This window comes from Paenibacillus sp., assembly GCF_048976745.1.
Lineage (GTDB): Bacteria > Bacillota > Bacilli > Paenibacillales > Paenibacillaceae > Paenibacillus.
In genome coordinates this window covers 527,121-549,099 of sequence record NZ_JBHGUU010000024.1, presented here as the reverse complement: position 1 = coordinate 549,099, position 21,979 = coordinate 527,121, and the positions used below count along the sequence as shown (strand labels likewise).

General features: G+C 45.4%; 26 protein-coding genes and 1 pseudogene. 24 read left to right on the top strand and 3 right to left on the bottom strand.

Going from position 1 to position 21,979, the window contains the following annotated elements; translation table 11 throughout:
- The 11 genes from ACE3K2_RS28425 (at position 1) to ACE3K2_RS28375 (ending at position 7,218) form a co-directional block, all read left to right on the top strand.
- A complete protein-coding gene (locus tag ACE3K2_RS28425; RefSeq protein ID WP_421898055.1) occupies positions 1 to 1,233 on the top strand; it encodes a GNAT family N-acetyltransferase in 1,233 nt (410 codons plus the stop codon).
- Positions 1,226 to 2,119 (top strand): PhzF family phenazine biosynthesis protein, encoded by an 894-nt coding sequence (locus ACE3K2_RS28420; RefSeq protein ID WP_421898052.1) that lies wholly within the window; start codon positions 1,226 to 1,228, stop codon positions 2,117 to 2,119. The genes ACE3K2_RS28425 and ACE3K2_RS28420 overlap by 8 nt, the downstream gene beginning before the upstream one ends.
- Positions 2,120 to 2,156: 37 nt before the next feature.
- Positions 2,157 to 2,612, top strand: coding sequence for a GNAT family N-acetyltransferase (locus ACE3K2_RS28415; RefSeq protein ID WP_421898049.1), 456 nt, complete (start codon positions 2,157 to 2,159; stop codon positions 2,610 to 2,612).
- Positions 2,613 to 2,637: 25 nt separating this feature from the next.
- Positions 2,638 to 3,228 (top strand): HD domain-containing protein, encoded by a 591-nt coding sequence (locus ACE3K2_RS28410; RefSeq protein WP_421898046.1) that lies wholly within the window; start codon positions 2,638 to 2,640, stop codon positions 3,226 to 3,228.
- Positions 3,229 to 3,274: 46 nt separating this feature from the next.
- On the top strand, positions 3,275 to 3,730 hold the full coding sequence (locus ACE3K2_RS28405) for an NUDIX hydrolase (protein ID WP_421898043.1): 456 nt from the start codon (positions 3,275 to 3,277) through the stop codon (positions 3,728 to 3,730).
- Positions 3,731 to 3,747: 17 nt separating this feature from the next.
- Positions 3,748 to 4,077, top strand: a complete 330-nt coding sequence (locus ACE3K2_RS28400; protein WP_051449651.1) for an HIT family protein — start codon at positions 3,748 to 3,750, stop codon at positions 4,075 to 4,077.
- Between the two features lie 176 nt (positions 4,078 to 4,253).
- On the top strand, positions 4,254 to 4,412 hold the full coding sequence (locus tag ACE3K2_RS28395) for a hypothetical protein (RefSeq protein WP_162158967.1): 159 nt from the start codon (positions 4,254 to 4,256) through the stop codon (positions 4,410 to 4,412).
- 108 nt (positions 4,413 to 4,520) lie between these two features.
- A complete protein-coding gene (locus tag ACE3K2_RS28390) occupies positions 4,521 to 5,300 on the top strand; it encodes a hypothetical protein (RefSeq protein ID WP_421898039.1) in 780 nt (259 codons plus the stop codon).
- A gap of 129 nt (positions 5,301 to 5,429) precedes the next feature.
- Positions 5,430 to 6,110 (top strand): zinc dependent phospholipase C family protein, encoded by a 681-nt coding sequence (locus ACE3K2_RS28385; RefSeq protein ID WP_421898036.1) that lies wholly within the window; start codon positions 5,430 to 5,432, stop codon positions 6,108 to 6,110.
- Positions 6,111 to 6,209: 99 nt separating this feature from the next.
- The gene (locus ACE3K2_RS28380; protein WP_421898033.1) at positions 6,210 to 6,632 is read left to right on the top strand and encodes a hypothetical protein; all 423 of its coding nucleotides are present in this window, start codon (positions 6,210 to 6,212) and stop codon (positions 6,630 to 6,632) included.
- A 25-nt stretch (positions 6,633 to 6,657) separates the two neighbouring features.
- Positions 6,658 to 7,218: a GNAT family N-acetyltransferase gene (locus ACE3K2_RS28375; RefSeq protein WP_421898030.1), complete on the top strand. Its 561-nt coding sequence runs from the start codon at positions 6,658 to 6,660 to the stop codon at positions 7,216 to 7,218.
- Between the two features lie 112 nt (positions 7,219 to 7,330).
- Here the strand turns inward: ACE3K2_RS28375 and ACE3K2_RS28370 are convergent, their stop codons facing one another.
- Positions 7,331 to 7,558 (bottom strand): helix-turn-helix transcriptional regulator, encoded by a 228-nt coding sequence (locus ACE3K2_RS28370; RefSeq protein WP_339303364.1) that lies wholly within the window; start codon positions 7,556 to 7,558, stop codon positions 7,331 to 7,333.
- A 20-nt stretch (positions 7,559 to 7,578) separates the two neighbouring features.
- Entirely contained in the window at positions 7,579 to 7,908 is a 330-nt protein-coding gene (locus ACE3K2_RS28365) for a DUF2975 domain-containing protein (RefSeq protein WP_421898516.1), read from the bottom strand.
- A 412-nt stretch (positions 7,909 to 8,320) separates the two neighbouring features.
- Here ACE3K2_RS28365 and ACE3K2_RS28360 point away from each other — a divergent pair, with 412 nt between their 5' ends.
- From ACE3K2_RS28360 to ACE3K2_RS28335, 6 genes and pseudogenes are all read left to right on the top strand, one after another.
- Positions 8,321 to 8,818: a PH domain-containing protein gene (locus ACE3K2_RS28360; RefSeq protein ID WP_421898026.1), complete on the top strand. Its 498-nt coding sequence runs from the start codon at positions 8,321 to 8,323 to the stop codon at positions 8,816 to 8,818.
- Positions 8,815 to 10,377: a PH domain-containing protein gene (locus ACE3K2_RS28355; protein WP_421898023.1), complete on the top strand. Its 1,563-nt coding sequence runs from the start codon at positions 8,815 to 8,817 to the stop codon at positions 10,375 to 10,377. Before ACE3K2_RS28360 ends, ACE3K2_RS28355 begins: the two co-directional genes overlap by 4 nt.
- A 96-nt stretch (positions 10,378 to 10,473) precedes the next feature.
- Positions 10,474 to 10,671: pseudogene (locus tag ACE3K2_RS28350) on the top strand (HAD family hydrolase); the annotation flags it as partial.
- Between the two features lie 160 nt (positions 10,672 to 10,831).
- A complete protein-coding gene (locus ACE3K2_RS28345; protein ID WP_421898020.1) occupies positions 10,832 to 11,002 on the top strand; it encodes a YHYH domain-containing protein in 171 nt (56 codons plus the stop codon).
- A gap of 36 nt (positions 11,003 to 11,038) precedes the next feature.
- On the top strand, positions 11,039 to 11,701 hold the full coding sequence (locus ACE3K2_RS28340) for an HAD family hydrolase (protein WP_421898017.1): 663 nt from the start codon (positions 11,039 to 11,041) through the stop codon (positions 11,699 to 11,701).
- 97 nt (positions 11,702 to 11,798) lie between these two features.
- Positions 11,799 to 12,323, top strand: a complete 525-nt coding sequence (locus tag ACE3K2_RS28335) for an NUDIX domain-containing protein (protein WP_421898014.1) — start codon at positions 11,799 to 11,801, stop codon at positions 12,321 to 12,323.
- 139 nt (positions 12,324 to 12,462) lie between these two features.
- Here the strand turns inward: ACE3K2_RS28335 and ACE3K2_RS28330 are convergent, their stop codons facing one another.
- Positions 12,463 to 13,623, bottom strand: a complete 1,161-nt coding sequence (locus tag ACE3K2_RS28330; RefSeq protein ID WP_421898011.1) for a glycosyltransferase family 4 protein — start codon at positions 13,621 to 13,623, stop codon at positions 12,463 to 12,465.
- A gap of 388 nt (positions 13,624 to 14,011) precedes the next feature.
- Here ACE3K2_RS28330 and ACE3K2_RS28325 point away from each other — a divergent pair, with 388 nt between their 5' ends.
- From ACE3K2_RS28325 to ACE3K2_RS28295, 7 genes are all read left to right on the top strand, one after another.
- Positions 14,012 to 14,581 carry a DMP19 family protein gene (locus ACE3K2_RS28325; protein WP_421898008.1) on the top strand — a complete coding sequence of 190 codons (570 nt, stop codon included), beginning with the start codon at positions 14,012 to 14,014 and terminating at the stop codon, positions 14,579 to 14,581.
- Between the two features lie 27 nt (positions 14,582 to 14,608).
- The gene (locus ACE3K2_RS28320; RefSeq protein ID WP_421898005.1) at positions 14,609 to 14,893 is read left to right on the top strand and encodes a hypothetical protein; all 285 of its coding nucleotides are present in this window, start codon (positions 14,609 to 14,611) and stop codon (positions 14,891 to 14,893) included.
- Between the two features lie 224 nt (positions 14,894 to 15,117).
- Positions 15,118 to 15,573 (top strand): PTS sugar transporter subunit IIA, encoded by a 456-nt coding sequence (locus ACE3K2_RS28315; protein WP_421898002.1) that lies wholly within the window; start codon positions 15,118 to 15,120, stop codon positions 15,571 to 15,573.
- Positions 15,573 to 15,890, top strand: coding sequence for a PTS fructose transporter subunit IIB (locus tag ACE3K2_RS28310; RefSeq protein ID WP_421897999.1), 318 nt, complete (start codon positions 15,573 to 15,575; stop codon positions 15,888 to 15,890). The genes ACE3K2_RS28315 and ACE3K2_RS28310 overlap by 1 nt, the downstream gene beginning before the upstream one ends.
- A gap of 29 nt (positions 15,891 to 15,919) precedes the next feature.
- Positions 15,920 to 17,038: a PTS fructose transporter subunit IIC gene (locus ACE3K2_RS28305; RefSeq protein WP_036669590.1), complete on the top strand. Its 1,119-nt coding sequence runs from the start codon at positions 15,920 to 15,922 to the stop codon at positions 17,036 to 17,038.
- 157 nt (positions 17,039 to 17,195) lie between these two features.
- Positions 17,196 to 19,874, top strand: coding sequence for a mannosylglycerate hydrolase (gene mngB, locus ACE3K2_RS28300; RefSeq protein WP_421897995.1), 2,679 nt, complete (start codon positions 17,196 to 17,198; stop codon positions 19,872 to 19,874).
- A 52-nt stretch (positions 19,875 to 19,926) separates the two neighbouring features.
- Complete coding sequence (locus ACE3K2_RS28295) at positions 19,927 to 21,894, top strand: BglG family transcription antiterminator (protein ID WP_421897992.1); 1,968 nt, start codon at positions 19,927 to 19,929, stop codon at positions 21,892 to 21,894.
- Positions 21,895 to 21,979 lie beyond the last annotated feature (85 nt).

The following is a 21,979-nucleotide window of genomic DNA, read 5'->3' as shown; positions in this document are numbered from 1 at the left end:
ATGGAATTCGTAGGAGAGAAGGTCAGAATAACAACAGTTACAGAGCTAGATCTTGACTTCATAGGGCAACTGGAATGTGATGCAAGCATATGGAACTTTGAGGAGACTGTTGAGACGGATGAGGAGAAGGTTCGCGAGAAATATCGCAGCCATTTTGCAGTCGTAGATGAGAAACCGTATGCCTATGATTTCGTTATACGCCGCTTGAATGATCCGGAAGATACACCCATTGGGATCGTTCAGATGTGGAGTTATGTGGATTACCGAAAAAGCTGGGAACTTGGATTCGCAGTACTTTCAGAATACGCAGGCAACGGATATGGGAGCGAGGCCACCCGTCTTTTGTTACAATTTGCGTTCCAAGCGTTACAAGCTCATAAGGTTGTCGGCATGTGCAATTCACAGAACGTTCGCTCTGCCGCACTGATGCAGCATGTGGGTATGACACGGGAGGCCGTTTTCCAGAAAGAACTATGGTGGAACAATCAGTGGACAGACCAGTATTTTTTCTCGATTTTGGATAGTGAGTTAAGCCAGTCTAATAGAATAGGTGAGGGAGGAACTCAGATGACTACGTTGGTTCTGCTAAGTGATTTGGTATTCGAATCTAACGATACATTGGATCAGAGAATACGAAGCTTATTCAACAGTGAACAGCCTTCCATCGGATATATCCCTTCATGTTCGGATCCGGATCGGAAATATTTTCAGCACACTAGACGTTACTATAATCAGATAGGAATAGATAACATTCACTATTACGATCTTGATCTGGAGTATGATGAGAGCAGATTTAACTCTATTTTCGAGTGTGATGCAATTCATCTATCTGGCGGTAATACGTTTTATTTTCTAAGTCTATTACAGAAGAGAAATGTACTTGGTTTGTTGCGTTCCTATGTGAAGAGCGGCGGCATTCTGATTGGGGTCAGCGCAGGCAGTATTCTGACTACACCTACCATAGAGATCGCTGGGTATGGGGAAGATGCAGATGAGAACAATGTAGATCTGAAAGATATGAAAGCACTGGGGCTTGTTGATTTTGAGTTTGCACCGCACTGGGATGGTTCCGAAGATGCCTTGGATTCATTAAAAGAGTATACCCGTGTTAACCGTATGGCTGTATATGCGTGTCAAGATGGTGGCGGGCTTGTAATGGATGGTGAAAGCGTAGATTTATATGGGAATGTGCGTCTCGTAGATCACAGAGAGAGTGGGTCTGTTGATGAGTGATGTTACGGTCTACCATTATGATGCTTTCTCCACAGTTCCTGGTCAAGGTAACCCGGCAGGAGTGGTCTTTGATGCTGATCATTTCAGTGAGGAGGAGATGCAGCAGATTGCTTATCAAGTTGGTTTTAATGAGACGGTATTTGTGTTGAACTCTGAAGTAGCTGACGTCCGATTACGTTATTTTACGCCGGGCCATGAGATTAATCTGTGTGGTCATGCCACAATGGCATCACTGTATGGTTTGAAGACGCGTGGTATGTTGGGTGACCAAGAGTTAATCACGATTGAAACCAATGTAGGTATATTGCCCATACGATTTGAGCGCGATGCCGACACCCTTTACATGGAAATGAAACAGGATCAACCGCAGTTTATACCGTTCCAGGGGGATATCGAGAAGCTGGTAAACGCCATAAACCTCACTCTGGATGATGTCGACCTTTCTACGCCAATTGTTTATGGGAGTACGGGAACGTGGACGTTATTAATTCCCATTCGTGAATTGAACTCTTTTATAAAAATGAAACCGGATTCTTCCTTGTTCCCAGGAATTTTAATTGAGAATCCCAAAGCTTCCCTGCATCCCTTTTGTTTTGAAACCCGTGATGCCGATGCCATGATGCATGCCAGACATTTTTCCTCACCTTATTCAGGTACGACGGAAGATCCAGTGACTGGAACAGCCTCCGGGGTGATGGGTGCTTATTATTTAACCTATGTGAAACCGGAAATTGATGAGGTCCAGTTTGTGGTAGAGCAAGGGCATGAGGTGCGTAGAGATGGAAAGATTCAAGTGAGTGTGAAGCGGAATGGTGAGGATATGGATGTCAGAATAAAGGGGACAGCTGTTTTTGTACGTGAATTGAACGTTGAATTGCACACCTGATGATATACATAAGCAAAAAGCGTGAAGGGAGATTAACATGTTGCAAATTATCGATATTCGGCAGAAGCCGGACGTGCTGCAAGAGGCAGTACAGTATTTCTGGAAACAATGGGGCACGGAATCAAGCTTCCATTTTTATCGGGATTGCATAGAGCGTTCTGTGGATACAGCGAGTGATGTGCCCAGGTTTTATGTGATGTTGGACGGAGACCGGATTGTTGGTGGGTATGCTTTGTTACGAAGTGATCTGAATAGCAGACAGGATCTCTTTCCATGGTTTGCGTGTCTTCATGTTGATCCAGAATACCGGGGCCAGAATCTGGGTGGACAACTTCAAAACCATGCATTATATGAGGTGAACTCAAAAGGGTATGACAAGCTGTATTTGTGTACTGATCTGACGGATTATTATGAAAAAAATAACTGGGTCTATATCGGTAAAGGATATCTGCTTGATGATGAAGAGACGAGAATCTATGAATATCAGATTTGATTTCGGACATGAAGGAGGAAATGCTGTGAACGAATCATTACAGGAGCAAATTCAATTTCTCATTGAAATTGATAAACTAAAAACGATTGAACGAAAGACGAAAATTATGCACGGTGAGAGACTTGAAAATGATGCGGAGCATTCCTGGCATCTGGCGATGATGGCCTTGATTTTACAGAGTCACGCCAACAAGGATGTTGATATGCTCAAAGTCATTAAGATGCTTCTCGTTCATGATCTGGTTGAGATCGATGCGGGAGATACTTTTGCCTACGACACGGTGGGGAATATGGATAAATATGATCGTGAAATCAAAGCGGCTCATCGGCTGTTTGGTATGTTGCCTAAGGAACAGGCTGAAGAACTACTCCAATTATGGTTGGAGTTTGAAGCAAAACAGACACCTGAAGCGCAATTTGCCTCCTCTCTCGATCGGTTGCAGCCGCTTATCCACAACCATCAGAATGAGGGAGATACATGGCAGAAATATAACATTACAAGTGATCAGGTGTTAAACAGAAACCGTGAGATTGCGAGCGGTTCCGAGACATTGTGGGAATATGCGCAGCAGCTTATTCAGAGATCCGTAGATCAGGGAATCTTGACCCAATCATAGGGATACATTTTAACCTACGCACTTTGAAGATGGGGGAGAAGCATGTATGGGATATATCATGGAGCTAAGAAAACTGGTGGGTTCGCGTCCTCTAATTATGGCGGGCTCATGTGTACTCGTGTTCAATGAGGAAGGTCACCTGCTGCTACAAAAACGTACAGATAGCTTCGATTGGGGAACACTTGGGGGATCCATGGAACCCGGGGAGTCTTTGGAGGAAACAGCTGCGCGGGAATTGTATGAAGAAGCTGGACTGAAAGCAGAATCGTACAAACTCATTAGCGTTTTTTCAGGTGAGGACATGTACTATCAGTATCCACATGGTGATGATCTTTACAACGTCATGGCTGTTTATGAAGCTGTAGGTATCAAGGGCAACCCAACCATTATGGATGATGAAGGGCTTGAACTCCGATATTTTGATCTGAATCAGCCGATCCCTGAGATCAATCCGTTTACAGAGTATGTGTTGAAGAAGGCCGGATATATCCGAACTCACTAGTAAGAGGAGGGCATGTAATGACACAGGATTTCTATTGTGATGAGGTGCTCAGCGGTAAAACACAAGTCAAAGTTGTCATGGAAACCAATAACGTTATGGCTTATCATCACACTCGGCCATACTACAAGCATCACATTGTTGTAATTCCCAAGATACATATTCAGTCCTTCATTTCAGAAGAGGAAGAGAATAATGATGAGCTACTCATAGAAATGATGCAGGTCATTAAAAAAGTAGCTGCTGACCTGTTAGCTCAGACAGGCTCATCGAAGATTGTAACTAACTTGGGCAGTTATCAAGACTCGAAGCATCAGCATTGGCATATAGTCAGTGGTGAACGAACTTAGGAAACTGTATACCGGATTAACAAACTTCCACCCTTCACATACGGATGTGGAAGTTTTTTTATGTTGAATCAATAAGCACACTTAACAACTCTTACATCTACCAAAAAGATAAATAAGGGAAAATATGCTAGAATAGGGAGTGTAATTTAAAGTGTCTATTAGGAGGAATACTAATCATGATGGTTGGTTCTATCGTTACGATATTTGCAATGTTGATTAATGTGCTGTTATACGGACTGGGTGTGTATGCGCTGATCCTGTTTATTAAGCTGGCCCGACGCGGAATTCAGGCACTGGATATCTACCTGTATGAGAAACGCGGAGAGAGGTTCTAACGTTCAACATCTCATACTCGAACAGGATTATCATTTTTCTCTCAGTGTTTTATCTTTCCTAATCTAGTATGATTAACGCATCATCCTAGTAAAGAGAGGGTTAATAATATGGAAGCTTTTTTAGAGCAAATTAACGAATTAAACGAGCTTCAGAAAGACTTGGTTAGCATACATCCTTTATTTGCAGAACATTACCCAGTGGTTGTCGCCTATGAGGCTTTATTATATATCTATGATTATTCGTCCAAGACTCAACAATACGTGTGGGTAAAGACGGTGCCGGATGATTTATATATTCCAGATGAATGCCTTGCCGCCATGCCAGTGCCTCATATGGACGGACAAATGTGTGCGATCGTAACGGATGCAGCGTTCAAAGATCTGGAGCAGAAAGTTTATCTGTTCCATGAATATGTTCATTGTTATGTATATGAGAAATACGATGAGCGGATCGTGAACCGTCTTCAGATTAAACATAAAATGACGCAATTGAAGCGTGTGACATGGGAACTGGATTATGAATTTCCGTATGAGGATGAAATCGTTATGGAGCGGATTAACGCATTGTTGTCTGCTTTGAAGAGTAAAGACCTGACACGAGTACACACCGCCAGAAAGGCGTTGTTCACTTCATTAAATGAAGAACAAGCCGAGTACTGGAGTTGGTTGGAGTGGAACGAGGGTTACGCGCGTTATATTGAGAATCTCATTCGGGCAAAATTTGGACAGGAAAGCAATCATATGGGAGACACCGCCCCGTTTAACCGCCTGATGTTCTATGAATGTGGGTCGGAATACATTAGTCTGCTTGTGAAGGAGCACCCGGAGTACCATACGGATCTGGAGCAGCTGTTTGACCGGATGCAATTGGAGAGAACACAGGGTTAATTACGCAATTACGATGTGAAAAGATGTAACTTAGTGAAGGTTCACTATTCGTGTAATCTGTACGTTGCACCAGCAGGTTATATCATCTTTTATAATAGAATACTTCCCGATAAAAAGGAGATCAACTCTATGCCGTTACCTATGGTTCATCTCAATATCGCTAATCGAATTGCAGACTTGCTGCAAATGCAGGCTGCACAAGGTTCATTCTATCTGGGGAACATCGCCCCGGATTCCATACATATGCGTGAAGGCACAACCAGAGAGGATAAGGAATACACCCATTTTAACCCGAAAGATAATGAAGATTACTTTGGTGAACTGAAGGAACTTTACTCATTCTATATGCAACAACTTACTGATGAAGGATGGAAGTGGTTTGTGCGAGGATACTTTATGCATGTGCTGACAGACTATTACTGGTTCCGGAGTGTGCATCCTGAATTCATCGAACGGGTCAACAAGGTAGATCAACATACAGGCATTAGTAGGTCCAATGAAGAACTGTCGCGTTTATATTATCAGGAGACGGACCAGATCGATTTCAATCTCTATCAAGGTTCAAGTTGGAGTGAAGAGGTATGGCAGCTGCTCAACAGCTCGCCGGGTTATGACATGAGGGATCGTTTAACTGCTGATGAGATTATTCGCTGGCGGGATCACACGTTTTCTTTTCTTAATGGGGAAGAACCGGGAATTACTCCTCAGTTCATTACGGGTGAGAGAGTTCAGTTATTTGTGGAAGAGACCGTAGAGCGACTGATCGCTTTGTTGTCTTCATGGGACCCGGAGTTACGTAACTGGATATGACTACAGATAGTTTAGTGCAGTTGAGTCATTAGAAACTGTATCCATTATTTTTCTGTTCATTACTTGTCTATTTAACACGAAGTCAGGGGGGCACGCAGTATGGTGAGATATGTAGGAGTGTTGCTCATAGTCGTCATTGCCACGTTCATTGCAGGGTGCAACAAACCGAATGAATCGAACGTGAAAGAAGGGCTTCCTGTACTGATCACTTTAACGTGTAATCCCAACCCCGGCTTGGAACCATGCCAAGATGTTAAGTTTGATCGACCTGACGAGATTCAAATTATGATGGAGGCCATACATAAGGCAGTGCGTATGCAGGGTATTCTTGATTATGGTACACAGTACGTCATGAGCATAACAAATGCGGACAGCTCGATAACACGGTATGATTTTTCATTGGGAATGGATCCCAAGATGCAAGGCTTGTTAGTAAACCAGGAAGACACGCATACTGGATATAGCATATCCCTTGAGGATGCGAATCAACTAAGAAGACTGATTCAGCGACGTACAGATTAAGAAGGTATGGAACGGAGAAGAACCTGTGGATGACAAAATTACCATTGAACCTATGACACGATTGGATGCAGATGGAGCGTATCAGGTGTTTGAGAGAACCATTCCAGCGGCATTCGAGCAGGAGGGCATAGGCTCGCTTCTGGATGATATCCAGGATGAAATAACACACAAAAAAGCGATGATTCACACGGCATTGCAAGCAAAGGACCACATCAAATCAAGTGTGTTTTTCCTCGTCGCCAAGAGGGGAGATGTTATTGTAGGCACGATCTCGTATGGACCTTGTGGTGAGGAGATTCGAGAATGTACAGAGGACCGAGTAAACGACATTGGAGAACTGGGTAGCCTGTACGTGATGCCCGAGGTTCAAGGTCAGGGGATTGGTTCGGCGCTCATACTGGCACTGGTTAACGAATTGCAGCGGCGTGGAATTCAGCAATTCTGTCTGGATAGCGGTTATCAGATCGCACAAAAGAAGTGGCAACGTAAATTCGGTGAACCCTATGTGGTGGCAAAGAACTACTGGGGTGAAGGAATGGATCATATGGTTTGGTTGTGTAAAGTAGAGAATTTTATAGTAAAATGAACAAAAGAGATGACAACCTGTATTGTACAGGGGTCATCTCTTTTACTGGTTAAGTCCAACTAAATATTTTTAGTAGAACTTGTATGGCCAAATCTTTTGCATCAATCGTGGACTATTCTTCGTACAGTGTATCATGTGTGTCTTCGATGTACTCCAGCAGATCACCAGGTTGACATTGCAGGGCTTTGCAGAGTGCATTCAAGGTGGTGAAACGAATGGCCTTACCATTTTCATTTTTAAGGATCGAAAGATTGGCTGGAGTAATGCCTACGATTTCAGACAGCCGGTTCAGTGACATCTTCCGCTCTGCCATCATCACATCCAATTTGATACGAATCAACGTTATCGCCTACTTTGCGGTTAGATTGTATTTTTATTTTCCTCTACGGCGTGAACGGCTTTCTTCAGTGCGGAAGCAATGATTAGAAGAACCACTCCGCCCAGTACAAAGTCGATATACGACAGGGAACCCACCATCAGTTGACCATTGGTGATGTCTAGTTTACTCAATGCTTTGGAGAACAGGAGATCGTCGGAATAGGAAAAGAGGGAACCCATCACGATGATAAAGAGGCCAAGTCGAGATAAAATGGCAACATTCTCATACATGAACAAACTGTTATTCCCCACATGACGAAGAAGGCGATGCATATACCATAGAAACATGTGAGCCAGTACTATCATACTCATGTTTGAGAGGAATGAAAGTCCGATAAATCCTGGTTCCGTATACAATACCGGGTCCTGATTAAAGGTAATGTACCCATAACTGAATATGGGTTGAAAGGGCCCTAAGCTCTGTGTGAACCCGCTGTCTGGGAACCAAAGATGTGCGACATGATCCATAATAATAAAGAAGGTAACAATAAATAGTGCATAAAACAAGATCTTACAAATTTTAGATCCAACACTAAACATCCAATTTGATTTCATAATAAACCCCTTTGACAATTAGTTTGAGGAAGGTGTAGTGGCCGCCTCTTAACCTTAATATACGGGGAAGAAATATAAAAATCAATAATTATTTATTGATAAACGATAAAAATATATTGAAATATAGAATTGTTATTGTTAATTTATAGTTAGGAAAAGGAGTGAACATATGTCTATCCAGTGGAACATACCCGAGCAAAGGCTTTCCCCTCATGCGGTGAACTTATGGAGAATCAGCGCCATCATATGGAATGTGATAGGCCTTCTGATCCTTGCCGTCCTGTTAATACTTGATTCTATCTATGGATGGAAGGCGTGGATTGGTTGGATACTGTGGGGCGTTACGGCCATATCGGTGCTCTATGCAGTGTGGGATATTTTCATCCAGCCTTCATGGTTATACAAGCATTGGTACTATGATGTGAATGAGGAGTTTCTGCAAATAAAGCGTGGGGCGCTAACCAAGGTACATCAGACCATCCCTATGGCCAAAGTGCAATCGGTTACAACAAATCAAGGACCGTTGATGCGAAAATATGGACTCTATTCCGTATCGGTTGGCACGATGGGTTCATCTCATGAAATTCCGGCATTGCCCGAGGAAGTTGCGCTTGCGCTCCGTCATCAGATTGCGTCCTATGCACGGATTAATGAGGTGGATGAATGATCGATATGAAGCGACATCATCCATTAACCATACTGTGGAGCCTGTGGAAACTGGTGAAGAATTCGTTCGCCATCATCCTGTTTTTGTTTGTTTTCCGTCAGGGCTCAGGATCCCAATGGCTCTTCTATGGAAGAATCGCGTTTTATGCAGGTATTTCTATCGGCATCGTGTCAATTATCTGGAAGTGGATTAGCTCTCGTTATACAGCGGATGATAAGGCCTTTCACATCTACAGTGGGGTGTTCAACCGTACTCGAAGAACGATACCGTATACCAAGGTCCAGAACGTGAACCGGCATACGACGTTGTTTCATCGGTTGTTCCGCGTGACGTCGATCCGATTCGAGACAGGGATTAAGGGAGAAGATGCTACCTTTCAGTTAAACGTTGTTTCCCTTTCCGAAGCGGAGCAGTTGGAGAAGATTGTAGCGGGTTATATGGCAGAAGATGCAGGTACAGTAGGTGTAATAGAGGAACATGAACCGTTTGATACAGTTAAGGTTATGGAAGAGGGAGAAGCGAAATCCCGCTCTGTTATAACAGATGAAGCCAGTTCTCTGCCTGTAAAAGAAAAACAGGAACGGGTTGTTCATTATCTTTCCACCCGCAAGGACATATTCAAGGCATCCTTTACGTCGCTTAGTTTTCTCGTACTGATTCCGGTTCTGGGCACGCTTTATTCCTGGGTGAAAGATTTCTTCCCCGATGAAGAAGTAACGGAAAGTTTATTATTAACCTGGCTTGATTCCTGGTGGATTGCTAGTTTGATGATTTTGGTTTTATTGATCATATCTATTGCTCTAGGCATAGTCAGAACCTTCGTAAAGTATGGAAATTTTCAGATCACCTCGGATGCCAAGCGGATCTATATCACGAAGGGTATGATGGAGCAAACGTCATTTTCAATCCTGAAAGAACGCGTTCAGGCCGTGAAAATTACACAGTCACCGATGAAAAGGCTGCTTGGATTAGCCGAAGTAGAACTGACCACTGCGGGTGGTCTGGGAGAGTCTGAGCAGGAGATCAACTCGCTATATCCCTTCCTGCCTGTGAAGCAAGCATATACCCTGATTGAGGAGATTCTACCATCCTATCGGGTTACGCAGGAGATGGAAAAACTTCCACAAATATCACTATGGCTGCGCCTGCTCAAACCTAGCTGGGGATGGATCATGATCACAGGTTTATTGTGGTATTTCAAACCATTGGTGTTAGGGCAGAAGCATGCCTGGTGGATGATTTCAGCGATTCTGCTTGTGTGGATTGCAACATGTAGAGTGATGGACTTTTTCCATACCCGATACATGCTGCATCAGAATTTCATTCAACTTCGAACCGGTGCGCTCACTTCAACACTCTTTATCTCCAAACGTGAGAAAGTCATCGAAGTGCAGATCACCCGTAATGTGTTACAGCGTTGGTTTGGTGTAGCTTCCATTCATACCGTAAACCGTGCCAAACCTGTACTGCATCATCGGGCAAATGACGTTCCCCTGGATACGGCGAAAATATTTCAATCCTGGTACATGGGACGTACCCAAGATGTTCAGACTCGTTAATCACAAGAGCAAGGGCAGGAAGACCGCATCAGGTTATTCTGTACTTGCTCTTTTTACTTGAAGTCCCAGGAAGCAGATTAGAGGAGGAAGGACATTTTGATGAAAGCTGTATTCTTTGATGTGGATGGTACATTGCTGAGCGAAATAGATCGGAGTTTATCACCGCGGACAGCAGAGTCAATCCGGGAATTGATTCGTAAAGGCGTTCAAGTCGTACTCGTCACAGGCAGGCCCTATAATTTATGCGAAGAATTCAGAAATCTCGGAATCGAAACGATCATCTCGGCGAATGGGCAAGTGAAGATGGCGTCACCCATGCATTGAAGCAATTTAAGATTTTATAAGAATGTACGTATAAAAAAAGATGAAGGATATCCCAATTGTGGATTTTCATGTAGAATGATATAGCACGTATTAAGCCCTAAAGCATAGGGTGGTTATCGAAGGGTGACTTATGAAAAAGATTGTTATCGTAATCCTGTCTCTTGTCGTACTTGTTGGTGTATCCTCTTCCGCGTATGCTCATCCAGGCAGACTGGATAAGAACGGTGGACATAAGTGTTCAGCCAAATCCAAGCAAAAGGGTCTGTGCACGGGTTATCACTATCATAAAAAGAAAAAGTAACGGGTGCTTCACATTGTTGAATAGGGGGAAAGAGTGATGGATCATATTAAAGCTGTTATTTTTGATTTGGATAATACAATTCTGAACAGAACGATGACCTTTGACGTCTTCACCCAGAGTTTGATTAAGACTTATTTTGGTCACCTTGAGTCAACCGAAGATATAAGCAAACGAATTATTGAACTCGATCAGGATGGTTATAAGGACAAGCCCCTTCTGTTCAACGAGCTGCTGCATGAACTGCCTTGGGCAGAACATCCGCCACATGAAGAATTGATGGAGTTCTATGGCAGAGAGTATGTGCGAAGTTCAGTTCTGATGGAAGAGGCACGAGAAATCGTTCAGCATCTGCGGGGGAAATATCGAACCGGATTAATTACCAATGGGCAGACCGATATTCAGTATGGGAAAATCGATCAACTTGGTATCCGGGATGACTACGACCATATTATTGTTTCAGAAGAGGCTGGAGTCAAAAAGCCTGATCCTCGGATCTTTCAGCTTGCACTTGAGCATTTTGGTCTAACCCCAAAGCAGTGCATCTACATTGGCGATCATCCGGTGAACGATATTCAAGGAGCAGCAAGCGTAGGCATGAGCACCATCTGGATGAAGGTCAACCAACCTTGGCAGGACAGCATCACGACTAGTCCTTTACATACGATTGAACATCTAAGTGAGCTAAAGGAATTGCTGTAGAAGGCGATTATATTAAATAAATATAACCTTTACACAAAACGGAGTAGACTTTGATAATCACGGTCTGGAAAGCGAGGTACATATGGAGATTAGACAGATGGCTACAGCGTTTTTGAGCAATGGTTCAGATATGCTGATGATGAAGAAGGCGGGCAGCAGACTATTTGATTTTGAATTCTGGGGTGGCATCGGCGGGCACCTGGAACAAGGAGAGCTGAACACACCCATGACCGCCAGCTATCGGGAGATTGAAGAAGAGACCGGGTTCAAGCAAGAGGATATCGAACACTTTCGACTTCGATATATCCTGTTGGAAGTTAACGGTGGTGAGATTTGGCAGCAGTTTGTATATTTCGGAGAGACGAGGCATCGACATGTTGTGCCCTCCGATGAAGGAGAGTTATTCTGGATACCGCTGGATGAGGTGCTGGACTTGCATTCGTCTATTCTGATCAAAGCAACGCTCAGGCACTATTTACAACACCCAGGAGCAGAAGATATCTGGATTGGCAACGTTCAGAGCGGAACAGACCTAAAGGGCACTCCACAGGTAATATGGAACAGAATGCAAGAAACGAAATCATTTGAGCCAAAGGAGTCTGTAAAGATCAAGGTCCCTTAATCAATTCAGCAAGTAGTTTGCTGCACAATAAAAGACATGAACCCGTTGGAGGGGGTCATGTCTTTTTAATATCATCATCTGCTGTTCCTGCGGATCTCTTCTTCTCCTGTGCATTTTGTTTACTCGGCCTTCATCAAGACTACGCTATAATAATTCGATCTTTCCTTTGTCTGTTCCGATGTTCTATAGCTTCCTCATAATCCCCGATCAGTGTATCAAAAATATGCTCCCACGATCGCTGCTCAGCCAGCTTCCTGCCTTCCAATCCCATCATTCTCAATTGGTTCCTGTGATCTCCCCAGAGACATATCTCCCGTATCAGTGCGTCCGCCTGACCTGGCTCGAACAACACACCATTGCGGTGGTGAGATACCAGATCTTTTACACCTCCGGCATTAGCCGCCAATACAGGAAGCCCTGAAGCCATCGCTTCCAGCACCACATTACCAAATGTCTCGGTAGAGGAAGGAAACACAAACAGATCTGCCGAAGCATATATAACAGCAAGTTCTTCCCCATGCATATACCCTGTATAGGTGACATTGGGTGGGGTTTGAAGACGCATTTTGGGAAGAGATGGGCCGTCACCAACGATAATCCAGTGTACACGGGATTGCATTTCCTGGGGCAACTGCTGCATGGTAGTTGTGAGTGTAGCGATATCTTTTTCCGGGGCAATGCGACCAACGTAGAGTAAAATAAGGGGAGCGGTAATGTGGTATCGTTCACGGATATCCGAGCTGCGTTTATCAGGGGAGTACAAGTTGCAATCAATCCCGCGAGACCATAGCTTCAGACGCTGAATGCCTTGGACTTCAAGAGTGTTTAACGTTTCCTGTGATGGAGTGAGTGTCGCATCACAGGCACGGTGAAACCATTGGATATATTTCCAGTAGAGCGGAATCATACTCTTCAACCGGTAATATTCAAGATAACGATCGAAGTGGGTATGGTAGGAGACAACATGCGGAAGATGATGCTTGAGCGCATACCTCAGACCAAGCAGTCCCATATTAAAAGGTGTGGCGATATGCAGCAGATCGGGTTGAAAGGTCTGTAGCTGCTTGTGCGTGTCTGCTCTGTTGGGTAGAGCAATGCGACATTCGGGATACAGAAAAAAAGGAATGTTGGCAACCGATCTAACTTGAGTCTCATGGCTTCCTTCAATGACGGAGTTCGGAGTAAACAGCAGATGTTCAATTCTTCTGCGGTTCAGATGGTGACTCAAGCGGTGGAGCGTGCCAGCAACACCATTGGTTTCCGGAAGATAGGTGTCTGTGAACAAGGCCAGGCGCATCATTACCCCTCCCTAGACTCGTGATGCCAAGATCATAACAGCGGAACATTTTCCCGAGGTCAAGTGCATGTTAACTTGGCGATATTCCCAGTAAATTTGATAAAAGTGATACACATTACCATTTTCTATAAATTCAACTTGTATAGCGTATTCTGCTATGATGTAATAACGTGTCGGCGTAGTTGAAATTGAAATTTACACGATAACGGAGAGGGCAGAAAAAAACTGAAGAAGCGAAGCGGGCGCCTTTATCACCGGATTTTCCCCTTTAATAAAGGGAATGAAAAAATCTGGGGATAACAGCGATCGGAAGTTTATTCTGGCCGCGTAGTGGTCCAGTGTAAAAATTCGTTAAACTATTCAGACAGAGAGATACAGGAGGCAGAGAAAGATGAACAAGTTACAAGAAGAATTGCAGGAGTTGTTACCACTCGATCAGCTTGAAGAGATGTCAGGTGAAGAAGTGGTGGGGAGTGTTGCCATGGACCTTTATCGGGCTGAATTTGGAACGATTCGAGAGAGTGGGTCGGAACTTCCGCAAGTGCTGCGAGATATCATTCTGATCATCGATCTGGATACCGAGCTGTCCATGAACGGGATGACCGGTTTCCTTGAGAATGCCAGCGGGCAGTATCTGGTTGAGACAATAGCAGCGATGGAGCGGACCGGCAATGAGGCAGATGCTGTGATCCTGAAGAAAATAGAGCAGATGTTGTCCGAAAGCGGCATAACTCACGGGCAATTACGAGATAATGTGAATGGCCTGTCCGAAGACGACATCACGACAAGTCTGCAAACACACGGGGAACAGATTCATGAGGTATTGCAGGAGATTGAATTGGAAGCCGCGAATTTAAGCATGCAATCGGATAATGAAGAAAGCTTCGACCTGCTGTATCAGTATGTGGATATCAACAAAGATCTCCTGAAAAAGGAGATGCAGCACTTCTTGTCTAATTGAATGGGAAGAGGAGGCGAAATGACACACATGAATAAAAGATTAGCAATGGAATCCGTTCTGGTCACCTTGTTATTCATCATCGGTTTTGTGGTCTGGAATATCGTTCAAGGCATGATTAAGACTATGAATTACGTACCTGATCTGACAAACACAGCTTCTTCCAGCACCTCACTGCAATCCAAGGTTACTTTTGGAACTATTGTTCGGTGGGATACAACAACCATAATAATGGCTGTTGCCGGGTTCATTTTGCTCGCCGCTGCATATTACAGTCTTCGAATAGGAATGCAGCGCTGGACACAGCGTTCCTGAAGGTTTGTCCATATAGGACATGTTCCTTACGCTGCTTTCGCAGCACATGAATTAAAACTCAATAACACGGCCCTGAGTCTATTAGACTCAGGGTTTTTGCTATGACTAATGTTTTTCCGCTTTGAAGGGGAAATTTTCTAGATCCAAGGTCCAGGCAGAATCCGTTACAATGATCTTGTAAGCGCTTATTGTTTTGGATAGAGAGAGGAGGAGAGACAGAGATCATGATTACAACCAATCAGATTTATCTCGATCAGACATGGCATAGCAAAGAGGACATATTTGATTTTATATCTGCGGAGGCAGAGCGTTACGGCATCACTACAAACCGTGCGCAACTTGCGGCTGATCTGTGGGAACGCGAACGTGTCTACTCCACCGGACTTCAGGATCACTTTGCGATTCCCCATACCCAGAGTGAAGTTGTAACACGTCCGGCAGTGATGGTCATTCGATTACGGGAGCCCATTGATTGGGAGTCTCATGACGGCAAGCCAGTAAAATATATTTTTGCCATCCTTGTGCCTAAAGGTCACGTAGACGTATCCCATCTGCAAATCATCTCTTCACTTGCCACCTTATTACTAGAAGATTCATTCAAAGAAGCCATCGCAGAAGCGGTGCAGCCGGAAGATGTATATACGTTGCTTCATCAATATACGGAAGGACTGGTGTCATAATGAAAATCGTAGGTGTAACGTCATGTATTGCAGGTCTCGCTCATACTCCGATGGCAGCCAAAGCATTGGAGAAAGCAGCTCAGCAACTGGGTTATGAGATCAAAGTGGAACAGCAGGGAGCCATGGGGCAAGTCAATAAGCTGACGGAAGAAGATATTGCTGCAGCGAATTTTGTCCTGATTGCAGCGGATCAAACGGTGAAGGACATGGACCGGTTTGGCGATAAAAAAGTCGTTCGTGTCAAAATCGGTCACGCCGTAAGTCAGGCGGAAGCGGTATTAACCAGAGCCGTTGAGGCTGTGAACGCACAAGCTTAACCCCACCTTCCACATGAGGAGAGAGTACGATGAGAAAATGGTTTGGTGAAGCAAAAACACATCTAATGACAGGGATCTCCTATCTGCTGCCGGTCATTATCGCGGGTTCCCTGGTCGTTGCCATCTGTAAAATTATTGCACTATCGATGGGCATTACTGATCTTGATCCGTACAAAGATGGAAGCGGATTCTTGCATATTTTATATCTCGTGCAAAATGTAGGATGGAGCGGCATCGGATTGTTGACGATTGTCCTGTCCGGTTATATTGCGTACTCCATTGCCGACAAACCTGCGCTGGCCGCAGGTCTGATCGGCGGGGTGCTGGCACAGCAGACCAACGCCGGTTTCCTGGGCGCGTTGATCTCAGGCTTCTTTGCCGGATACATCACCTTGTGGGTTAAAAACAAAGTTAAGATTACAGGTCCGGCCGCTGGCTCGGTACCGTTAATTATTTTGCCGCTGATTACCGTCGGTTTAACCGGATTTCTAATGGCGGTCATTCTGGGTGGCCCGCTGGGCGCACTGAATGAATATCTCATTGCTTGGGTTCAAAACATGAGCCAGAGCGGAACGAATACTGTTCTACTTGCGATTATTCTGGGAGCGATGATCGGATTCGATCTCGGCGGACCGGTCAACAAAGCGGCATGGATGGCAGGCAACGCCCTGTTCCTGTCCGGTGTATATCTGCCAAATGTTTTCATTAATATTGCCATCTGCATTCCGCCGCTCGGTTATGGCTTGGCGACATTGCTGATGAAGAAACGTTTTTCCAAAACCTATCAGGAAGCGGGCAAAGGTGCAGTGATTATGGGCGTGATCGGGATCACGGAAGGTGCAATTCCGTTCACACTGCGTAATCCTGCCAAAATGATTCTGGTCAACATGTTTGCCTGTGCAACGGGTGCTGCTCTGACCGCATTGCTGGGAGCACATATCATTATGCCACCAATCGGCGGCTTATATGGAGCTGTATCGGTAGGTACTCCAATCGCGTACCTTGCCGGAGGCATTGTCGGCGCACTGATCGTGGCGGGAGGCACCATGCTGGTGAACTTCCGTGATGAAGAGGAGAAACAGCCTGCCAAGACTCAGGAAGCTTCGGTGAAGAAAAACGGGGAGGAAATCGAACTCGTTTTTGACTAAAAGTACATGTTCAAAAAGATCGGTTTTCAGTATCGAGAAGATGGGATTTCGGCTGAATTCCATCTTCGATGCTGATGATGCCAACAGGCATCCCTCGTAATCAAAAGCGGACTTTTTTGAACAACCTTTAAAAAAGCATCTGGAGGGATATAGAGATATGAGTGACAGAAATCGCACCAAAGTACATGTGATTCCACATACACACTGGGACCGGGAATGGTATTTTACGACCTCCCGTTCCAAAGTGTATCTCGTCAAACACGTCAAGGAAGTATTGAATGCACTGGAGAATATCGAAGGATTTCATTATTACCTGCTGGATGCACAAGGCTCGCTGCTGGATGATTACATACGCTGGTGTCCCGAAGATGAGGAACGGATCCGCCAACTGGTTTCAGCCAAACGACTGATGACGGGACCCTGGTATACACAGACGGATCAATTGGTGATTTCCAGTGAATCCATAGTCCGAAACCTGTATTATGGTATGCAAACAGCACAAAAGTACGGACATGCGATGAAGGTTGGTTATGTCCCGGATGCATTTGGACAATCGGCACAGATGCCGCAGATCTATCGCGAGTTCGGTATAGAACGTTTCCTGTTCTGGCGGGGTGTCTCGGATAATACGAATCCACATACGGAGTTTACGTGGGAAGGGTCAGATGGTAGCCGTGTATTTGCGGTGCAGATGCCATTCGGGTATTACTACGGCGGTAACATCCCGGAAAATGAGGAAGATCTGATTCCTTATCTGGAGAAGCAGATCGGTGCACTTGAGCGGAAAGCCTCCACCAAACATATCTATTTCCCTAATGGGTTTGATCAGGCCCCTGTACGATTGAACTTGCCAGAGTTGATTGAACGCTTCAATGCACTGGATACCGAACGCGAATATGTGATGAATGAACCGGAACGTTTTCTGGCGGAGATCGAAGCCGATAGTCAGGATCTGCCCGTACTTCGGGGTGAATTAATGGAAGCCAAGCACATGCGGATTCACAAGTCCATTTTTTCCACCCGGGCAGATCTCAAGCAGCAGAATAACCGGATTGAGAATCTGATCGCCAATACGCTCGAACCTGTACTTGCCATCAGCCATTCTCTTGGGAATGACTACCCGCATCGTATAGTTGAGGACATCTGGAAGCTGTTGTTCGAGAATGCGGCCCATGACAGCATCGGTGGTTGTAACAGCGACACAACGAATCAGGATGTTGCGTTCCGTTACAAACAGGCCTATGATATCGCACTGAATCTGCTCGACCTGCATATGCGGATGATCGCTTCAACGATACAGCAGGAAGAGACGTTTGCATTCACTTTGTTCAACACGCTACCGTATGTGCGAAGCGGGGTTACCGAGATCGAAGCTTATATTCCGGAAGAGTCCTTTGTGATTCGGGATACGAAGGGGCGCGAGTTGGCCTATACCATTGTGGAAAAAGCAGACCAGACCGATTATGTGCTTGGACAGCATATTGATCTTAATCCAAGTCGCAAAGTTCATCTGCCGGATCGGGTGTATCGCGCCAAATTGCTGGTGGAACTGCAAGAAGTTCCGGCAATGGGCTACACCCAGATTGTTTTTGATTTCAGTCAGGGTGCTGCACCTGTCATGGAGCGTCGTAACGGGGACACGATCGAAAATGAATATTTCAGCATCGCGCTGCAACCGAACGGCACCTTGCGAATTACGGACAAGCGATCTGGCCGAATGTATGCGGATCAAATGCTCTTCGAAGATAATGGGGATGACGGAGATTCCTACAATTATTCTCCACCCGAGCGGGATCTGATTGTTTCTTCGGCAGGCAGCCAGATGAGTGCGACGACCACACAAACGTCCGTTTCTCAGACACTATCCCTGCGTTTCACGCTGGATGTTCCCTACGATCTGGAAGAGCGCGCCGCAGGCATCACGTCGGGAGCATTGCCAATGCAGGTGCAGGTATCTCTTCGCAAAGGAGAGAATCTGATCCGTTTCCACGTTCAGGTGCAGAATGAAGTGTTCAGCCACCGTCTACGTGTCCTTTTTGATACAGGAATTGCTCCCGCCCTATCCATTGCAGATCAGCCTTTCGGTGTGATTGCCCGTCCCACCTCATTGCCAGAAGTGGAGATATGGGAGCGTGAACAGTGGCAGGAGAAACCGATCACGATTGAAGCGATGCAGAGTTATGCCGGGTTGAACAACGGTTCGCATGGTATGGCTGTGATGACGGAAGGTGTACGTGAGTACGAGATTGTTGGCGAGCATATGGATACCATTGCTCTGACCTTGTTCCGTACATTTGGTTTCATGGGTAAAGAAAACCTGTTGTATCGTCCCGGACGTGCATCCGGCGAGAAAATTGTAGCCACACCAGACGCACAATTGCTTGGGGAATTATCCTTCACCTTTGGCTTGCATATCCAGACTTCCGGATTCGACGAAGCAAATGTAGCCCGTGCAGCACGTGAATATTTGACACCGATCAGCAGTTATCAGCTATGCGACTTTTTGAACGGAAGACTGATCTTTGCTTTCCGCGATGAGGAACATGTGCTGGAACCCGACTATAGTCTGATGTCGTTCAGCGACGATTCCAATGTGGTACTCAGTAGCTTTAAGAAAGCAGAGCAGAGTGAGGGCTACATTGTACGTGTCTTCAATCCGTATCTGTCACAGCCTGCAAATGTGAACATACACTTCAATCAGCCTGTACATGCAGAGCGTGTATCTCTTGCTGAACAACCACTGGAACCTCAGCAGAGGTTAACCGATGGAGAAGAGTTTGTTCGTTTGCCGGAGCTTGCACATTGCAAATTGATGACTGTACTTGTATCGATATAAAGTGAAGTTTATATTTACACAACCCTGATCAGAAGGGAGGTCGGATATCGGTATGATTTTTCCAACAAAACGGTTGAAAAAGCTGTTCCACCTCATTCATGGTGAAGGACAGGAACAGTCTTGGACGAGCCAAGCACTTGCAGACAGGCTGGAAGTTACGGTGCGTACCATTCGGGATGATCTGAAAAAGTTGGATCATATCCTTGCGGGGCATGGCGGGAGCCTGGAATCCAAGCGTGGGCGGGGATATTCTATTCGTGTGCATGATGCACAGCGGTATGATGAGCTGTTGGAGGAACGACAGGATGATCGGCAAAAAGGTGCGCCAGTACCTGGATCGCCTGATGAGCGTATCCGTTATGAATTGTTCAAGCTGCTTGGTGAACCGGGTCATATCAAGATGGAAGACCTCGCTGATCAGCTGTATATAAGCCGTGCAACGTTGAACAATGATCTGAAAATCATTCGTCATATTCTGGAGAACTACCATCTTCAGCTTCAGATCAAGCCAGGACATGGTGTGAAGGTCGTCGGAGACGAGCAAAGGTTCCGTTATTGTCTTGCCGAGTACGCCGATGCGCGAGATGAAGAACTGGGAGCGGAAGGCATGACTGCTGCACAGGAACATTTGCTGTATCCAATCGAACCCGCACACATCCGCGAGATCGTCATTCGCCATGTAGGCAAACAGAATGTTCGTATTGCAGATGTGGCCCTGAAAGATCTGATTACGCATCTTGCTGTTATGGTATTGCGTATTAAACAGGGACATGAACTAGAGCAATTCGAGAAAGTGGAGGCGAATGTTCAGGATCAGCAACTTGCGCAGCAGATTATTCAGGATCTGGAGTTGTTATATTCCATTCATTGTCCAGTTGGAGAGCGAGATTATCTGCTGCTACACATTGTTAGCAAAAAAATGACCGCTACTGATTGGATTGGACTTCGAAGTGACCCGTTATATGTTGCTGTACAGCAGATGCTGGGTCATATCTATGATCGGTACACCTATGATCTGCGTGATGATGACCGCTTGCCAAATGATCTGTATGCGCATCTGAAACCCATGATTACGCGCTTGGAACATGGTATGAATATGCGGAATCCATTGCTGGGACATATACGTAAATATTATCCACTCGCCTATGAGATTACGATCAGTGCAGTGAAACAGCTACAGACATACGTACCTCATGAGATCAATGACAGCGAGATTGGTTACCTGGCTCTCCACATTGGTGCAGCGTTGGAACGTAAATACCAGATACCTCATCGCAAACGGAAATCCGTATTGCTGGTCTGTGGGTCAGGATACGGCACAGCTCGAATTCTTGAATCCAGATTACGTTCGTTATTTGCCGAGCTGGAGGTCTCACGTGTAGTTTCGCTACGGGAGTACGAGGAGATGGGGATTGTGCCCGAAGACTTGGTCATTTCCACGATTCGGTTACGGGAGTCCAAAGGCAAACCGTCGGCTGTCATTGCTGCGATTCCATCTGAACGCGATATGGCAACGATCACACATCTGGTGCGAACCAGTGATGAGCAGGAGGAAATGACGCTGCTGCGTTACTTTGACCCTGACTTGTTCATGTTTCGGTCCGATCAGCCTGACAAAATGACACTTATGGCTGAGATGAGCGGGGCTCTGTTGGAGAAGGGGATTGTAACGGAGCAATTCTGGCCAGCTGTGCAGGAGCGGGAAAAGATGGCTTCAACCGCGCTTGGAAGAGGCATGGCGATTCCGCATCCCATGGAGCTGAGTTCAACCCGTACGACCGTATCCGTATGTCTGCTCGAGAAGCCGATTCCGTGGGATGAGGAGAATGAAGTGCATGCTATATTTATGTTGTCCATCTGCAAAGAGGATTACGAACAGGCGATGGGTATCTATGATCTGTTTGTAGAATTGATCCGGCAGGAGGAGCAACTGGAAAGCCTGCGATCCTGCGGCAGCTTTGATGCCTTTGCCCAACTTGTATGTGAAACGTTGAGTCTGAAAAGTACCGAAGTGTATTAATATATATATTTACTAATGGATAATTACACGGACACTTCGAGTACAGAACAACCTTCCGAGCGCTGTATCCCAGATTTTTTTGATT

Bases quoted from the DNA above. Each gene is read 5' to 3' on its own strand.
- ACE3K2_RS28325 (WP_421898008.1), top strand. From the start codon at position 14,012: ATGAACAAGTTACAAGAAGAATTGCAGGAGTTGTTACCACTCGATCAG.
- ACE3K2_RS28340 (WP_421898017.1), top strand. From the start codon at position 11,039: ATGGATCATATTAAAGCTGTTATTTTTGATTTGGATAATACAATTCTG.
- ACE3K2_RS28315 (WP_421898002.1), top strand. From the start codon at position 15,118: ATGATTACAACCAATCAGATTTATCTCGATCAGACATGGCATAGCAAA.
- ACE3K2_RS28355 (WP_421898023.1), top strand. From the start codon at position 8,815: ATGATCGATATGAAGCGACATCATCCATTAACCATACTGTGGAGCCTG.
- ACE3K2_RS28360 (WP_421898026.1), top strand. From the start codon at position 8,321: ATGTCTATCCAGTGGAACATACCCGAGCAAAGGCTTTCCCCTCATGCG.
- ACE3K2_RS28395 (WP_162158967.1), top strand. From the start codon at position 4,254: ATGATGGTTGGTTCTATCGTTACGATATTTGCAATGTTGATTAATGTG.
- ACE3K2_RS28400 (WP_051449651.1), top strand. From the start codon at position 3,748: ATGACACAGGATTTCTATTGTGATGAGGTGCTCAGCGGTAAAACACAA.
- ACE3K2_RS28345 (WP_421898020.1), top strand. From the start codon at position 10,832: ATGAAAAAGATTGTTATCGTAATCCTGTCTCTTGTCGTACTTGTTGGT.
- ACE3K2_RS28390 (WP_421898039.1), top strand. From the start codon at position 4,521: ATGGAAGCTTTTTTAGAGCAAATTAACGAATTAAACGAGCTTCAGAAA.
- ACE3K2_RS28310 (WP_421897999.1), top strand. From the start codon at position 15,573: ATGAAAATCGTAGGTGTAACGTCATGTATTGCAGGTCTCGCTCATACT.
- ACE3K2_RS28425 (WP_421898055.1), top strand. From the start codon at position 1: ATGGAATTCGTAGGAGAGAAGGTCAGAATAACAACAGTTACAGAGCTA.
- ACE3K2_RS28320 (WP_421898005.1), top strand. From the start codon at position 14,609: ATGAATAAAAGATTAGCAATGGAATCCGTTCTGGTCACCTTGTTATTC.
- ACE3K2_RS28420 (WP_421898052.1), top strand. From the start codon at position 1,226: ATGAGTGATGTTACGGTCTACCATTATGATGCTTTCTCCACAGTTCCT.
- mngB (WP_421897995.1), top strand. From the start codon at position 17,196: ATGAGTGACAGAAATCGCACCAAAGTACATGTGATTCCACATACACAC.
- ACE3K2_RS28415 (WP_421898049.1), top strand. From the start codon at position 2,157: ATGTTGCAAATTATCGATATTCGGCAGAAGCCGGACGTGCTGCAAGAG.
- ACE3K2_RS28385 (WP_421898036.1), top strand. From the start codon at position 5,430: ATGCCGTTACCTATGGTTCATCTCAATATCGCTAATCGAATTGCAGAC.
- ACE3K2_RS28405 (WP_421898043.1), top strand. From the start codon at position 3,275: ATGGGATATATCATGGAGCTAAGAAAACTGGTGGGTTCGCGTCCTCTA.
- ACE3K2_RS28365 (WP_421898516.1), bottom strand. From the start codon at position 7,908: ATGAGTATGATAGTACTGGCTCACATGTTTCTATGGTATATGCATCGC.
- ACE3K2_RS28295 (WP_421897992.1), top strand. From the start codon at position 19,927: ATGATTTTTCCAACAAAACGGTTGAAAAAGCTGTTCCACCTCATTCAT.
- ACE3K2_RS28335 (WP_421898014.1), top strand. From the start codon at position 11,799: ATGGCTACAGCGTTTTTGAGCAATGGTTCAGATATGCTGATGATGAAG.
- ACE3K2_RS28380 (WP_421898033.1), top strand. From the start codon at position 6,210: ATGGTGAGATATGTAGGAGTGTTGCTCATAGTCGTCATTGCCACGTTC.
- ACE3K2_RS28305 (WP_036669590.1), top strand. From the start codon at position 15,920: ATGAGAAAATGGTTTGGTGAAGCAAAAACACATCTAATGACAGGGATC.
- ACE3K2_RS28330 (WP_421898011.1), bottom strand. From the start codon at position 13,623: ATGATGCGCCTGGCCTTGTTCACAGACACCTATCTTCCGGAAACCAAT.